Here is a 13897-nt window from a genome sequence, read left to right as displayed (position 1 = left end):
GGCATGAGTTTTCCTGATGCTGCCCGCCCCTCGCCCGCCCTTCCTGAACGGTATCCGCGCTTTCGAATCCACGGCGCGCCTGGGCAGCTTCATGCAGGCCGCGGCGGAGCTGCATGTGACGCCCGCCGCCGTCAGCCGATTGGTCAAACTGCTGGAGGAACGCATGGGCGTGGCGCTGTTCACGCGCCGCGCCAACCGGCTGGAATTGACCGAGGCGGGGCGCCGCTACCGCGATGGGCTGATACCGTTGCTGGATGCACTAGGCCGGCTGACCGAACAGGTGCGGGAGGAGGCGGGCGGTGGTGCGCTGACGGTCGGCGTCGGCCCCACCTTCGCCATCCGCTGGCTAATCCCCCGCCTGGCCGACCTGCAACGCCGACAGCCGGGGCTGGAGGTGCGGATCACCACCGGTGGCATCGCCGCGCCCTTCTCCGATCGCTGGAGCTGCGGAATCCTGATGGGCCAGGGCGACTGGCCCGACCTCGTCGCCACCCGGCTGTTCGGCGCCGATCTGCTGCCGGTCTGCGCCCCCGCTTTGGCCGCGAAGCTGCGCCGCCCCGCCGGCCTGGCACGGGTGCCGTTGCTGCGCGTGGCGCATGCCCCCGGCGACTGGCCGCGCTGGCTGGTGGCGGCCGGCGCGCCGGGCATCGCCGCCGGCGGACCGGTCTTCGAATTTCATGGCCAGGCGCAGCAGGCCGCCGCCGATGGGCTGGGCGTGGCGATGGGCCTGCGACCCTATATCGACGACGATCTCGCCGCCGGTCGACTGGTGGCGCCCTTTCCCTTGCCGGTGGCGCTCGGCGCGGCCTGGTATCTGGTGCACCGGCCCTGGCGGGCGGCGGATCGGGGCGTGCGACTGTTCCGTGACTGGCTGCTGTCCCAGGCAGCGGAATGACCGCCAGGACATCAATCAAATAAATCTGCGTTCATATTCAGGACAGGCAAGTCATGGCCCCTGTATTGCGAAGTTGAAACTTCGCGACAGCCGTTGCGGCACCTAATCTGTCACCGGGTTGAAACGGCCAGGATCTGTGCCGCGCCCGGAGGAACGGTATGGATTCGCTCTTGTCCCAGGGACCACAGTTCCTGGAAATTCTCTGGCTCAACATCATCCTGTCTGGCGACAATGCCGTGGTGATCGGCATGGCGGCCGCCGGCCTGCCGCCCGCATTGCGCAGCCGCGCCGTATTGTTCGGCATCCTGGCCGCCGCCGCGCTGCGCATCGTCTTCTCGCTGGGCGCCACCTGGCTGCTCGGCCTGTGGTGGGTCGAGCTCATCGGCGGCGCCGCGCTGCTCTACATCGCCTGGGGCTTCTGGAAGGAGCTGCGGCATGAGGCGGAGGAGGCCGAGGCCGGCCATGCCGCGCCCGACAAGACCCTGATGCAGGCGCTGCGCCAGATCATCATCGCCGATGTCTCGATGAGCCTGGACAACGTCCTCGCGGTGGCCGCCGTGGCGCGCAACAACATGGTGATGCTGGTGATCGGCCTGACCGTCTCCATCCTGCTGATGGGCCTGCTTGGCGGCGCGCTGGCGCGGCTGCTCGACCGCTACAAGTTCATCGCCTATGTCGGCCTGGCGCTGATCGCCTATATCGGCGTGGAACTGCTGTGGGAGGGTGCGGCCGCGGCCAATGAGGCGCTGGCGCTCGGCCTGCCGCTGCCCGCGGTGCACCAGGCGGCGCATTGAAGCGCCAACACGGCCTGGCTTGAAGCGGCGCGCCCGCTTCACCTATACCCTGTGACAGCAAGGGGCGCCGCGAAGGCGCCCCGGTCCTGGGGAGAGACGCCTTGATGACATTGTCCCGCCGGCTGGCCTTGGCCGCCGCCTTCGCGCTGCCGCTGGCCACGCCCGCCTTCGCGCAGACCCAGATCACCATCCAGCACCCGCTGCCGCTGAACAGCCATTATGGCGCTGGCGCCACCGCGCTGAAGGAAGCCTTCGAGCGCACCGCCGGCGCCCGTTACAACGTCGTCATCCAGCGCAATGACAATGAGCGTGAGGCGATCGAGAGCGTGCAGATCGGCACCATCGAATGCGTCGTCACCTCCACCGGCCCGGTCGGCAATTTCGTGCCGGAGACGCGCAACCTCGACGTGCCCTTCCTGTTCCGCGACACCGCCCATGCCCGCGGCGTGCTGGACAGCGAGATCGGCCAGCAGATGCTCGGGCGCTTTTCCGCGCGCGGCCTGACCGGCGTGGTCTGGATGGAGAATGGCTTTCGCCACCTGACGAATTCGCGGCGGGAGGTGAATACGCCGGCCGATATCCGCGGGCTGAAGGTGCGCACCATGGAGAACCAGGTGCATATGCGCGCCTTCTCCACCCTCGGCGCGCTGCCGACGCCGATGGCCTTCTCCGAACTCGTCCCCGCCCTGCAGCAGGGCACGGTGGACGGGCAGGAGAATCCGATTCCCGTCATCGTGGCGAACAACCTGAACCAGGTGCAGCGCTATCTGACGCTGACCGGCCACGTCTATTCGCCGGCCATCCTGATCTGCAACCCGGCGATGCTGGCGCGCATGACGGCCGCCGACCGCGCCGCCTTCATGGAAGCCGCCAAGGCCGGCGCCGCCGCCAACCGCGCGCGCGTCACCTCCGACGAGCAGTCCGGCGTCGATGAACTGCGCCGCCGCGGCATGACGGTGGTGACGCAGGTGGATGCGGCTGCCTTCCAGACCGCGCTTGCCGCCGCCTTCACCGAGTATGAGCGCACGCTGGACGGTGCGCTGCTGCGCCGCATCCGCGACTGGCGCGGCAACTGATCCTGGCCTGACGGGGGGCGGGCCAGCCCCGCCCCCGCACCTGGGATTGATGCGTCCACGACAATGCATCTATACGCTTTCCGCATGTAGCGCCGAACCAACGGGGCTCATCCCAGGGAGACTTCCGTCCATGACTGCAACACGCCGCGTGGCCCTTGCCGCCGCGCTTCTGCTGCCGTTCGCCTTCTCGGCGCAGGCGCAGACCCAGCTGACGGTGCAGCACGCGCTGCCGCTCGACAGCCATACCGGAGTCGGCGCCAGCACCTTCAAGAACGCGCTGGAGCGACTGACCGGCGGGCGCTACCGCGTCGCCACGCAGCGCAACGACAATGAGCGCGAGATGGTCGAGAGTGTGCAGATCGGCACCATCGACTGCACCTTCACCTCCACCGGTCCGGTCGGCAATTTCGTGCCCGAGGTCCGCATCTTCGACGTGCCCTTCCTGTTCCGCGACGCCACCCATGCGCGCGGCGTGCTGGACAGCGAGATCGGCCAGCAGGTGCTGGGCCGCTTCAATGCGCGCGGCCTGGTCGGCGTGGTCTGGATCGAGAACGGCTTCCGCAACCTGACCAATTCGCGACGCGAGGTGAACACGCCCGCCGATCTGCGCGGCCTGAAGATCCGCACCATGGAAAACCAGGTGCATATGCGGGCCTTCACCACGCTCGGCGCGTTGCCGACGCCGATGGCCTTCTCCGAGCTCATCCCCGCCTTGCAGCAGGGCACGGTGGACGGGCAGGAAAACCCGATCTCGGTCATCGTGGCGAACAACATCAACCAGGTGCAGCGCTACATGACCATGACGCGCCACGTCTATTCACCACAGGTGATGATCTGCAACCCGGCGATGGTCGCGCGCTTCAATGCGTCCGACCGCGCCCTGTTCCAGCAGGCCGCGCGGGAGGCACAGGCCGCCAACCGCGCCCGCGTCACGGCGGATGAGGAGGCCGGCGTGGCCGAGCTGCGTCGCCGCGGCATGACGGTGGTGACGGAGGTCGATACCGCCGCCTTCCAGACAGCCCTGGCCCCGGCCTTCGCGGAATGGGAGCGGACGCTCGATGCGGCCATGCTGTCCCGCATCCGTGAATGGCGCGCCAACTGAGCTGAAGCGCCCCGCCCTGCCCGCCCCGCATTCGGAAGCAACGCGATGAACATGATGAACGTGGTGCCATTGCAGGTCACGGGGGCAGCCACGCTCGCCGTTGTCCTGCTGGCCCTCTGGGCGGGCTCCGGCGGCGGCGTCAGGGGCGCGATACGGGCGGCGGTGCTACGGCTCGACCGCGTCGCGACGGGTATTGCCGCCATCCTCGCCTGCCTCGCACTGACCATCGCGGTGGCGGCGGGGCTTTGGCAGGTCTTCGCGCGCTTCGCCACGGAAACACCCTCCATCTGGTCGGAGGCGCTGGTGCGCACCGCGCTGATCTGGATGGCCTATCTCGGCGTGGCGCTGGCGCTGCGTGGCGGCGCGCTGGTCTCGATCGACGTGGCGCATCGGCTGTCCTCCGGCGCCCTGCGGCGTGCGGTGGAAGCCGCGGCGCTGGCCTGTTCGCTGTCCCTCATGGGCATCATGTTCTGGTTCGGCTGGACCATGGCGCAGCGGGTGCAGTTCCAGGAGATGGCGGGGCTCGAGGTCTCGATGTCCTGGGGCTATGCGGCGATCCCCGCCGGCGCGGTCTTCGCCATGATCGGCGCCGTGGCGCATTTCCTCGACCGGCGTGATGCCGAGCTGGAGTATGCCGCATGAGCGGGATGATGCTCACCGTCATGCTGGTGCTGTTCGCCATCAGCGTGCCGGTCGCCGTCGCCATCGGGCTCGCCGCCGTCATCGGCATCCATGGCTTCACCAACTTCCCGCTGATCGTTGCCGCGCAGCAGCTTTTCGTGGCGCTGGACAAATTCCCACTCGCAGCGATTCCCTTCTTCATTCTCGCCGGCAATCTGATGGATGTGGGCGGCATCTCCCGCCGCCTCGTCGCCTTCGCGCAATCCATCGTCGGCGGCATCCAGGGCGGGCTGCCCGCCACCTGCGTCGTCACCTGCATGATCTTCGCCGCGATCAGCGGCAGCTCCGTCGCCACCACCTTCGCGGTCGGCGCCATCATGATCCCGGCCCTGGTCCGCGCCGGCTATCCGGTGGCCTTCGCCGCCGCCTTGCAGGCCACGGCGGCGGAACTCGGCGTCATCATCCCGCCGTCGATCCCGATGATCCTCTACGGCGTCACCACCCAGGTCAGTATCCCGGAGCTGTTCATCGCCGGCATCGTGCCGGGCATCCTGATCTCGGGCGCGCTGGTCACGACGGTGCTGATCTGGTGCCGCATCAAGGGCTGGGGCAAGCAGGATGGCGAGGGCCGGCTGAGCTTCCTGACCGCGACGCGGCAGGCGGGCTTTGCGCTGTTCATGCCGGTGGTGGTGCTGGGCGGCATCTATGGCGGCATCACCACGCCGACCGAGGCCAGCGTCGTTGCCGTCGCCTATGCCATCCTGGTGGGCATGTTCCTGCACCGGGAGATCGGCTGGCGCGACCTGTATCCGATCTTCCGCAAATCGGTGATCAGCAGCGCGGTGATCCTGTTCATCATCGCCTGCGCGGCGGTGTTCTCCTGGCTGCTGAACCGGCAGGGCGTGCCGGATGCGGCCGCGGCCTGGCTGGTGACCACCTTCGACGGCGCGGGGATGTATCTGCTGGGCGTGAACCTGTTCCTGTTTGTGGTGGGCATGTTCGTGGAAACCAGCGCCTCCATCATCGTGCTCGCCCCCATCCTGCAGGAAGCGGCAACCCGCTTCGGCATCGATGGCGTGCATTTCGGCACGGTCATGGTGGTGAATCTGGCGATGGGCATGATCACGCCGCCCTTCGGCGTGAATCTGTTCGCCGCCGCGCAGGTGGCCGGCACCAGCGTGGACAAGATGATGCGCTACCTGCCAATCTTCATCGGCGTCATCTTCGCCTGCCTCATGGTCATCACCTACGTGCCCTGGATCACCCTGACCTTGCCGCATCTGGTCTTCCGATGATCGCCACCGCCGCAGCGCTGCGCCACCTGCGGCGGGATCCGGTGATGAAGCGCGTCATCCGCCGGATCGGCCCCTGCACGCTGGAGGCCGCGGCGCGCGAACCCTACGAAGCCCTGGTGCGCGCCATCACGCACCAGCAGGTGCATGGCCGCGCGGCGGAGGCGATTCTCGGCCGCTTCATCGCGCTCTATCCGGGCCATGACTTTCCGCCCGCCGCCCTGGTGCTGGACACGCCGGTGGAAGCGATGCGCGGCTGTGGCCTCTCCGGCAACAAGGTCGCCGCCATCCGCGATATCGCGGAGAAGGCGGCAGGCGGGCTGGTCCCCAGCGGGGAGATGGCTGCGCGGCTGCCGGACGAGGCGCTGATCGAGCGCCTCGTCGCGATTCGCGGCGTCGGCCGCTGGACGGTGGAGATGATGCTGATCTTCACCCTCGGCCGGCGCGACGTGTTGCCCATCGACGACTTCGGGGTGCGGGAGGGCTGGAAGGTCGCCGCGGGGCTGGAAGCGCAGCCGAAGCCCAAGGAACTCGCCGCGATCGGGGAGGCCTGGGCGCCCTGGCGCAGCGTCGCCGCCTGGTATCTGTGGCGGGTCGCCGATGCCGACCGGATCGCGCGGTTGAAGCCGAAGCCGGGCGCCAAGGCCACGCCGGCCGTGCCGGGCGCGGCGCTGTGAAGCTGCCCGGCGGCCATGCGCCCAGAAGGGTGGCCCCGCCGCCCGCCGCGCCGCCGCCGCTGGCGCCGCCATCAAAGACCACGCGCCGGTCGCTGCTGACCACACTGGGTGGGATGACGGCCCTCGGCGCCGTGGGCGGGCTCTACAGCTTCTGGATCGAGCCGGCCTATCGCCTCGGCATCGCCGAATACAGGCTGCACCCGCCGAACTGGCCCGCCGGCCGGCCGCTGACCATCGCCGCCCTGTCCGACATCCATGCCTGCGAGCCGCAGATGCCGCTGGAGCGTGTGGCGGAGATCGTCGCCGCCACCAATGCGCTGCGGCCCGATCTGGTTGTGCTGCTGGGTGACTTCATGGGTGGCGGTGCGCTGGTGAAGCACGGCATTCCGGTGAAGGAGACGGCGGAGGTGCTGAAGGGCCTCCGCGCGCCGCATGGCGTCCACGCCATCCTCGGCAACCATGACTGGTGGGAGGATGCGCAGGTGCAGCGCATGCGCCGTGGCCTGCCGCGCACCGCCCGGGTGCTGGCCGATGCCGGGCTCTCCGTGCTGCACAATGCGGCGGTGAAGACCGGCTTTCGCGGCCAGGGCTTTTGGCTGGCTGGCAGCGGCAGCCTCTGGGCGTTTCGGGAGACCGATGATGGCCGCTACCTCGGCGCCAACCACCTCGGCCGCACCCTGGCCGGGGTGCAGGACCGGGACCCGGTGATCCTGCTGTGCCACGAGCCGGATATCTTTCCCGACGTGCCGGCGGACCGGGTGGCGCTGACGCTCTGCGGTCATACCCATGGCGGGCAGGTGCGGGTGGCGGGCTTCTCGCCCTACGTCCCCTCCGCCTTCGGCAACCGCTACGCCTATGGGCATGTGGAGGAGGCGGGGAAGCATCTGATCGTCTCGGGCGGGCTTGGCACCTCGATCCTGCCGGTGCGCTTCGGCGTACCGCCGGAGATCACCCTGATCCGGCTCGGGTGACGGCCGCCGTCTCGGCGGTCGCTGGTAAATCTTATTTATTGAGCCTTTCCGGGACGGTATGAGATGTGCTGATTTCGATCGGCATCAAGCAAGGGAGGACAGGCATGACGGACCCCAAGGCGCCCGTTCCGCTGGAGGATGAGGCCCTGGCCGAAGTGGTCGGCGGCGCGGTCGCCTTCTCCTTCACCTATGACAATGACTGGATGAGCGGCGGCACCGAAGAGCCGGACGGCCCCCCTCCCGGCGATGAGGTGGAGCCCGAGGCCCGCCCCGGAATCCGCGGCGGCTCCTGACTCAGGCCGAGAGAAAGCCCCGCACGGCCGCCAGGAAGGCCTGCGGGTTTTCGGCATGCAGCCAGTGGCCGGCGGCGATCTTTGACAACTCGGCGGCCGGGAACAGCCGCTGGACGGCCGGCCAATGGGCCGGCTGGACGTAGTCGGAGGACTCGCCGGCCAGCACCAGGACCGGCCCCTCGTAGCGGCCCGGCAGGTTGGGCCAGCCGCCGATCTCCGGCATCGCGGCGGCGATCTCCTCCAGCCCGATCCGCCAGGCCGGCGGGTCATTGGCAAAGATCATGTTCTGCAGCAGGAAGGCGCGCAGCGGCGCCGCGGGCACGGCGGCGACCAGCGCCGCATCGGCCTCCCGCCGCGTCAGGCCGGAGCGCAGCGGGATCGCCTGCATGGCGGCGATATAGGTGTTGAACAGCGGCGACGGGTAGGTGACCGGGGCGATGTCGGCCACCAGCAGCCGCGACACCCCATGACCCTCGGTCAGCGCCAGGGCCATCGCCACCTTGCCGCCCATGGAATGGCCGATGATGGCGGCGGGCCAGGCGCCCTCTGCCTGCAGCGTCTCCGCCACATCCGCCGCCATATCGGCATAGGCCATGCCGTCCGCATGCGGGGATGCGCCGTGATTGCGCAGGTCCAGCGCCAGCACCCGGAAGCCATCCGCCGCCAGCGCCTTCTGCACCGCGCCGAAATTCTGCCCCGCGCCCAGCAGCCCGTGCAGCAGCACAACCGGGGCGCCCTCGCCCATCGTCGTGACGTTCAATTTCATCCGCGTGCCGCCATGATGACCGAGGCCACGATCAGCCCGCCGCCGACCAGAACGTCCCAGCCCAGCGGTTCGCCGAGCCAGAGGGTGGAGACCAGCACGCCGAAGGCCGGGACCATCAGGAAGCCCACCGAGGCTACCGCCCCCGGCAGCTTCCGCCCGGCCTCGATGACGCACCAGGTGCCGATCGGCGCCGCGAACAGCCCGATATAGAGAAGATGCGGCCAGGAGCTGAGGCCGACGCCACCCTCCGGCTCCAGCAACAGGGTGATCGGCACCAGGATCAGCGCGCCGATGCCGAAGCACCAGGGCAGCAGATCGAACATCGGCGTGCGCGGCGGCCATTTGCGGGAGGCGATGATGGCGATGGTCCAGAGCAGCCCGGCCATGACCAGCATGAAATGCCCGAGCAGCACCTGGTGGTCCGACCAGTCCACCGCCCAGGGTCCGATCAGCACCCCGGCCCCCGCCAGACCCAGCCCCGCCGCGAACCAGCGTGTGGCGGAGACCTTTTCCCCCAGCAGCAGGACCGAGAGCGGGATGAGCCAATAGGTGACGACATTGGACAGCACCGCGGTGCGCCCCGCCGGCACCAGCGCCACCGCCAGATGTGTCAGCGCGAAGAACCCGCCAAGCTGGAACACCCCCAGGAACAGCACCGCCGTGCGGTCCTGCGCCGCCGGGAAGCGCAGCCGCCCCAGCGCCCCGAGCAGGATGGCCGCCCCCAGCGCGGCCAGTGCGGACCGCCCCAGGCCGAACCAGAGCGGTGATGCATCCGCAAGCGCGGCCTTGGTGATGGGCCAGGCACCGCCGAAAAGGATGACGGCCGCGAAAAGCAGCCGGAAGGCGGAAGCCATGGGCATGTTCGTTAACCTAACCGCGCATGCCGTGCCGGGCAAAGCCCGTAAACATGAGAATGACGCTGGAAAAAAGACACGTCGCTACGAAGCCCGGGCGATCATCTCCGCACGGATGGCGCGCGCCGCGGCACCCGCCCCCTGCGCCACCACGGGTCGCAGATCGGCCTCCGTCACCAGCGCGCCCTGCGGCACCGCACGGGCCAGGCGCACGCCATGCGCCAGGCCGATCGGCACGGCGCGCAGCGCGCGGGAGCGTGCGGCAGGGATGCACTTGCCCCAGACCGTCGCCCCACCTTCCCCATCCAGCATCTCGCCCTCGGACAGGTCGCGCTTGGCGATGGCGACGCAATCGGCCGACCAGCTTTCGGAACTGCCGGTCGGCTCCTGCCGCAGCGCGGCAGAGGCGACCGAGACGCCGAGCTCCAACCCGATGAAGTGATAGGGGCGCCACAAGGCGGCGTAGCGACCGGTGCTGTCGGTGGCGACGCCATATTCAGCGAAGCAGCGGCGGGCGTATTCGGTATCGCCCTCGAACACCACATAGACGCCCCAGCGCAGATTGTCCGGAATCTCGGCACCATCCCGGGTGAGCGAGGACACCACCTCCACCATCCCCTTGCGGGGCAGGATTCCCCCCTCATTATGCGGTCGCAGCAGGTCGGGAAGCTGGCTGGTGCCGGCGGGTGGGAAGGCGAGGCCATCCTCGGGCGGGGCGAGGCCGGTGGCATTGGCGATGGCGGCCATCTCGATGCCGGACTTCGTGCCATCGAGGAAGGAGTTGAACATGCGCGGATTCATGCCGCCCTCCCGCGCCTGTTCCGCCGTCAGCCCGTAGAAATCCCACACCGTCTCCGGCGTGCTGGCGTGATAGGCGGGCAGGTATTTGGTGCCCTTGCCGGCAGCGACGATTGCAAAGCCGCCGGCGCGGATGGTGTCCACCAGCTCCGCGACGAGGGCCGGCTGGTCGCCATAGGCCATGGAATAGACCACGCCGGCCGCCGCGGCCTCCCGCGCCAGCAGCGGGCCGGCCAGCACATCGGCCTCCACATTCACCATCACCACATGCTTGCCGTGGCGGATGGCGTGGCGGGCGTGGATCAGGCCGGCGGCGGGGTCGCCCGTGGCCTCCACCACCACCTCCACAAGCGGGTCGGCGATCAGCGCCAGCGCGTCCTCGGTCAGCCAGGTGGCGCCGGTGCGCGCGGCCGTCTCGGCATCCGGCGCGGCGCCAGCCTCCGCCGCCCAATGGATGCGGGCCAGGGCGGCGCGGGCGCGGGGGATCGACAGGTCGGCGATGCCCAGCACATGCAGCCCCGGCGTGCGCGGCGCCTGGTGCAGGAACATGGAGCCGAACTTGCCCGCACCGATCACGGCGACCCGCACCGGCCGCCCCTGTTCCTGGCGCTTGAGCAAAAGGCGATGGAGGTTCATCGGCGGATCCTCACGGCGAATACCAGGGGCGCGGGCGCGAGCCCGGCAGGGTGGCGCCGGAGCGGCGCACCAGGATCAACGTGGCCGCCAAGGCCAGCAGCACCGAGGCCCCCTGCCCGCCCCGCCGCCACAGCCGGCTGCGCATCCGCCCGGACAGGGCCAGCACCAGCAGCGCCAGGGCGAAGAACAGCCAGGGGATCACGCCTCAGACCGTCAGCATGATCTTGCCGATATGCGTGCTGCTTTCCATCAGCGCATGCGCCGCCGCGGCCTCGGCCAGCGGGAAGGTGCGGAAGATGCGCGGCTGCGCCTGGCCCTGTTCCAGCAGCGGCCAGACCTTGGCCTCCAGCGCCTGCGCGATCTCCGCTTTTTGGGCCGTGGTGCGGGGACGCATGGTGCTGCCCGTGACGGTCAGGCGCTTCACCATGATGGGCCGCAGGTCCACCTGCTCCGCCACATGGCCGTTCAGGAAGGCGATCATCACCAGCCGCCCGTCCAGCTTCAGGCTGCGGATATTCTTGGTGAAATAGGGCGCGCCGACCATGTCGAGCACCACATCCACACCCTTGCCGCCGGTCAGCGCCTTGATGCGCTCCTGGAAATCCTCGGCCTTGTAGTCGATCGCCGCATCGGCGCCGAGTTCCAGGCAGGCCGCCACCTTCTCCGCACTGCCGGCCGTCGCATAAACCGTGGCGCCAAAGGCTTTTGCGAGCTGGATGGCGGTGACGCCGATGCCAGAGGTGCCGCCATGGATCAGGATGGATTCGCCAGCCGCAAGTCGGCCGTGGCCGAAGACATTGGCCCATACCGTGAAATAGGTTTCGGGCAGGGCCGCGGCGCTCAGCGCGTCAAACCCCTTCGGCCAGGGCAGGGTCTGGGCCTCCGGCGCCACGCAATATTCGGCATAGGCGCCGCCATTGGTCAGCGCCGCGACCTTGTCGCCGAGCTTCCACCGCGTCACCGCCGCGCCGACGGCCACCACTTCCCCGGCGCATTCCAGGCCGATCACCGGGCTGGCGCCAGGGGGCGGCGGATAGCTGCCATTGCGCTGGGCGACATCGGGGCGGTTCACGCCGATGACCTCGGTGCGGATCAGCACCTCATCCGCCGCCGGGCTCGGCACCGGGCCGCGCGCCGGCACCAGCACCTCCGGCCCGCCACCCTTGGTCGTGCCGCCGGCGGTGTGGTCGATCAGGGTCATCTCGGCGGGCAGATCGGTCATGGCGGACTCCTTGGGGCAGGCCTGAGGCCCGGCCGTCATGGCCCGAGGGACCATGCGACGGCGCCGGGCGTCAAGACCGCTGCCTCCAGGAGGTACGACCAGCACGGGACGGGGTTGTGCCCCCGGCGCGCCGCATGGGAAACTGTGCGTCTTGCCATGGGGATGAAAGCAGGATGCAGGCTTTCGGTCGCCGGAGGCTGGGCGGGCTTACCGGTGCCGCCTTCGGCACCTTCGCGCTGCCTGCCATCGCCCAGGGGCAACCCCAGGCGCCGGCCCCGGCCGCGCCGCAGGCAAGCCCGCCGGAGCTGCGGCTTGGCGCGATCTTCCCGCTCAGCGGTCCCTCCGCCCCCTTCGGCGATGAGTGCTATCGCGGGCTGGAACTGGCGGTGGAAGCGCAGAATGCCAGTGGCGGTGTCTTCGGCCGCACCATCCGCCTGGTCCGCGCCGATGCGCCCGACGATGCCGCCGCGACGGCGGAGGCACGGCGCCTGACCCAGGGCAATGACCGCGTCGCCGCCATCTTCGGCAGTTTCAACACCACCGTCGCCCTGCCCGCCTCCCAGGTCGCGGAACTCGCCGGCGTGCCGTTTTTCGAACTGAGCGCGATCGGCGATGCGGTGATGGAGCGGAATTTCCGCTGGGTGTTCCGTGCCGCCCCCCGCGCCGCCGATTTCGCCGCGACGGCCCTGGATGGGGTGGCGCTGCTGGGCGCCGCGATCGGCCGCCACCCCAGCTCCCTGCGCCTGACCATCGCGCAGGAGGATGCGCTGGGCGCCAATTCCATCGCCGCCGCCCAGGCCACCGAGATCGAGGCGCGCGGCATGGCCCTGGTGCAGCGCGCCGGCTACGCGCCCCGGCCGGGCGACCTGAACGGGTTGGTTCAGCGCCTGCGCGGGGTGGAGGCGGAGGTGGTGCTGCATAGCGGCGCCCCGGGCGACGAGGCGCTGCTGTTCCGCGCGCTGCGGGAGGCCAATTGGAGGCCGCTGATGGTGATCGGCACCGCCGGCGGTTACGGCATGGCCGAGACGGCACGCAGCATCGGCGACGACCTGTGTGGCGCGATGAGCGCCGATTACACCCCCTTCGCGGTGAATGAGGCCGTGGCCCCTGGCGCCCGCACCTTCGCCGAGACCTATCTGCGCCGCTATGGCGCGGAGCCACGCTCCGGCCAGGGGCTGGCCTGTTTCAGCGGCGCCCGGGTCTTCCTCGATGCCCTGCAGCGTGCCGGCAGCACGGATCGCGACCGCATCAGGGCCGCCGTGCTGGCCACCGACATCGCGGAGGGCAGCACCGCCTGCGGCTGGGGCGCGCGTTTCGATGAGCGGGGGCAGAACCTCCGCGCCCGCCCGATCCTGTGCCAGTGGCAGCCGTCCACCAGCGCCAGCCCCGGCAGCCTGCCGGGGCTGCGCCAGGTGGCCATTTCCCCGGCCGAGGCCGCCATCGCCGGGCTTCGGCCCCGGCTGGGCGCATAGCCCGGCACGCTGCGGCGACGGCCGAAGCACCCGGATGCGTCGCCGGCCAGGATGCGCCGGCCCGGCAGGAGCCAAACATGATCACCGTGATCTTCGAAGTCTGGCCCGCCGAGGGCGAGCGCCAGCACTACCTCGACCTTGCCGCCGCACTGCGCGCCGAGTTGCGGGAGGTGGAGGGCTTCCTCTCCATCGAGCGCTTCGAATCCCTCACCGAGCCCGGCAAGCTGCTGTCGCTGTCCTTCTGGCGGGACGAAGCAGCCGTCGCGGAGTGGCGCAGCCGTTCCGCGCATCGCGCGACCCAGGCGGAAGGCCGGGCCGGGGTCTTTGCCAATTACCGGCTGCGGGTGGCGGGCGTGCTGCGGGACTATGGGATGCGGGATCGGGACCAGGCGCCGGCGGATAGCCGGGCGGCGCATGGGGGCTAGCGA

16 protein-coding genes are annotated in these 13897 nt (G+C 69.8%); 11 read left to right on the top strand and 5 right to left on the bottom strand.

Annotated features, from left to right (window positions below; genetic code table 11):
* Positions 1-16: 16 nt before the first annotated feature.
* The 9 genes from ACVFYP_RS05010 to ACVFYP_RS04970 all read left to right on the top strand — a co-directional run bounded on the left by ACVFYP_RS05010 (position 17) and on the right by ACVFYP_RS04970 (position 7721).
* Complete coding sequence (locus ACVFYP_RS05010) at positions 17-895, top strand: LysR substrate-binding domain-containing protein (RefSeq protein ID WP_499199022.1); 879 nt, start codon at positions 17-19, stop codon at positions 893-895.
* Positions 896-1053: 158 nt separating this feature from the next.
* Positions 1054-1689: a YjbE family putative metal transport protein gene (locus tag ACVFYP_RS05005; protein ID WP_499199021.1), complete on the top strand. Its 636-nt coding sequence runs from the start codon at positions 1054-1056 to the stop codon at positions 1687-1689.
* 104 nt (positions 1690-1793) lie between these two features.
* Positions 1794-2765: a DctP family TRAP transporter solute-binding subunit gene (locus ACVFYP_RS05000; protein WP_499199020.1), complete on the top strand. Its 972-nt coding sequence runs from the start codon at positions 1794-1796 to the stop codon at positions 2763-2765.
* A 130-nt stretch (positions 2766-2895) separates the two neighbouring features.
* Positions 2896-3867 (top strand): DctP family TRAP transporter solute-binding subunit, encoded by a 972-nt coding sequence (locus tag ACVFYP_RS04995; RefSeq protein WP_499199019.1) that lies wholly within the window; start codon positions 2896-2898, stop codon positions 3865-3867.
* Positions 3868-3912: 45 nt separating this feature from the next.
* Complete coding sequence (locus tag ACVFYP_RS04990) at positions 3913-4509, top strand: TRAP transporter small permease (RefSeq protein WP_499199018.1); 597 nt, start codon at positions 3913-3915, stop codon at positions 4507-4509.
* Positions 4506-5783 carry a TRAP transporter large permease gene (locus tag ACVFYP_RS04985; RefSeq protein WP_499199017.1) on the top strand — a complete coding sequence of 426 codons (1278 nt, stop codon included), beginning with the start codon at positions 4506-4508 and terminating at the stop codon, positions 5781-5783. The genes ACVFYP_RS04990 and ACVFYP_RS04985 overlap by 4 nt, the downstream gene beginning before the upstream one ends.
* Positions 5780-6457, top strand: a complete 678-nt coding sequence (locus ACVFYP_RS04980; protein ID WP_499199016.1) for a DNA-3-methyladenine glycosylase family protein — start codon at positions 5780-5782, stop codon at positions 6455-6457. Before ACVFYP_RS04985 ends, ACVFYP_RS04980 begins: the two co-directional genes overlap by 4 nt.
* A gap of 29 nt (positions 6458-6486) precedes the next feature.
* Positions 6487-7428 (top strand): metallophosphoesterase, encoded by a 942-nt coding sequence (locus tag ACVFYP_RS04975; RefSeq protein WP_499199015.1) that lies wholly within the window; start codon positions 6487-6489, stop codon positions 7426-7428.
* A 104-nt stretch (positions 7429-7532) separates the two neighbouring features.
* Positions 7533-7721, top strand: a complete 189-nt coding sequence (locus ACVFYP_RS04970) for a hypothetical protein (protein WP_499199014.1) — start codon at positions 7533-7535, stop codon at positions 7719-7721.
* A gap of 1 nt (position 7722) precedes the next feature.
* Here ACVFYP_RS04970 and ACVFYP_RS04965 read toward each other — a convergent pair whose 3' ends face one another.
* The 5 genes from ACVFYP_RS04965 to ACVFYP_RS04945 form a co-directional block, all read right to left on the bottom strand.
* On the bottom strand, positions 7723-8487 hold the full coding sequence (locus tag ACVFYP_RS04965) for an alpha/beta fold hydrolase (protein WP_499199013.1): 765 nt from the start codon (positions 8485-8487) through the stop codon (positions 7723-7725).
* On the bottom strand, positions 8484-9347 hold the full coding sequence (locus ACVFYP_RS04960) for a DMT family transporter (protein WP_499199012.1): 864 nt from the start codon (positions 9345-9347) through the stop codon (positions 8484-8486). Before ACVFYP_RS04960 ends, ACVFYP_RS04965 begins: the two co-directional genes overlap by 4 nt.
* Positions 9348-9425: 78 nt before the next feature.
* Positions 9426-10775, bottom strand: a complete 1350-nt coding sequence (locus ACVFYP_RS04955) for an NAD(P)H-dependent oxidoreductase (RefSeq protein WP_499199011.1) — start codon at positions 10773-10775, stop codon at positions 9426-9428.
* A gap of 10 nt (positions 10776-10785) precedes the next feature.
* Positions 10786-10977 carry a hypothetical protein gene (locus ACVFYP_RS04950; protein ID WP_499199010.1) on the bottom strand — a complete coding sequence of 64 codons (192 nt, stop codon included), beginning with the start codon at positions 10975-10977 and terminating at the stop codon, positions 10786-10788.
* Between the two features lie 3 nt (positions 10978-10980).
* A complete protein-coding gene (locus tag ACVFYP_RS04945; RefSeq protein ID WP_499199009.1) occupies positions 10981-11997 on the bottom strand; it encodes an NAD(P)H-quinone oxidoreductase in 1017 nt (338 codons plus the stop codon).
* A 173-nt stretch (positions 11998-12170) separates the two neighbouring features.
* Between ACVFYP_RS04945 and ACVFYP_RS04940 the strand changes: the two genes are divergently transcribed.
* Positions 12171-13469, top strand: a complete 1299-nt coding sequence (locus ACVFYP_RS04940; protein WP_499199008.1) for an ABC transporter substrate-binding protein — start codon at positions 12171-12173, stop codon at positions 13467-13469.
* Positions 13470-13546: 77 nt separating this feature from the next.
* Positions 13547-13894, top strand: coding sequence for an antibiotic biosynthesis monooxygenase family protein (locus ACVFYP_RS04935; protein ID WP_499199007.1), 348 nt, complete (start codon positions 13547-13549; stop codon positions 13892-13894).
* Positions 13895-13897 lie beyond the last annotated feature (3 nt).

The organism is Roseomonas sp. F4 (assembly GCF_053891155.1).
This window is presented reverse-complemented; position numbering and strand designations above follow the sequence as displayed.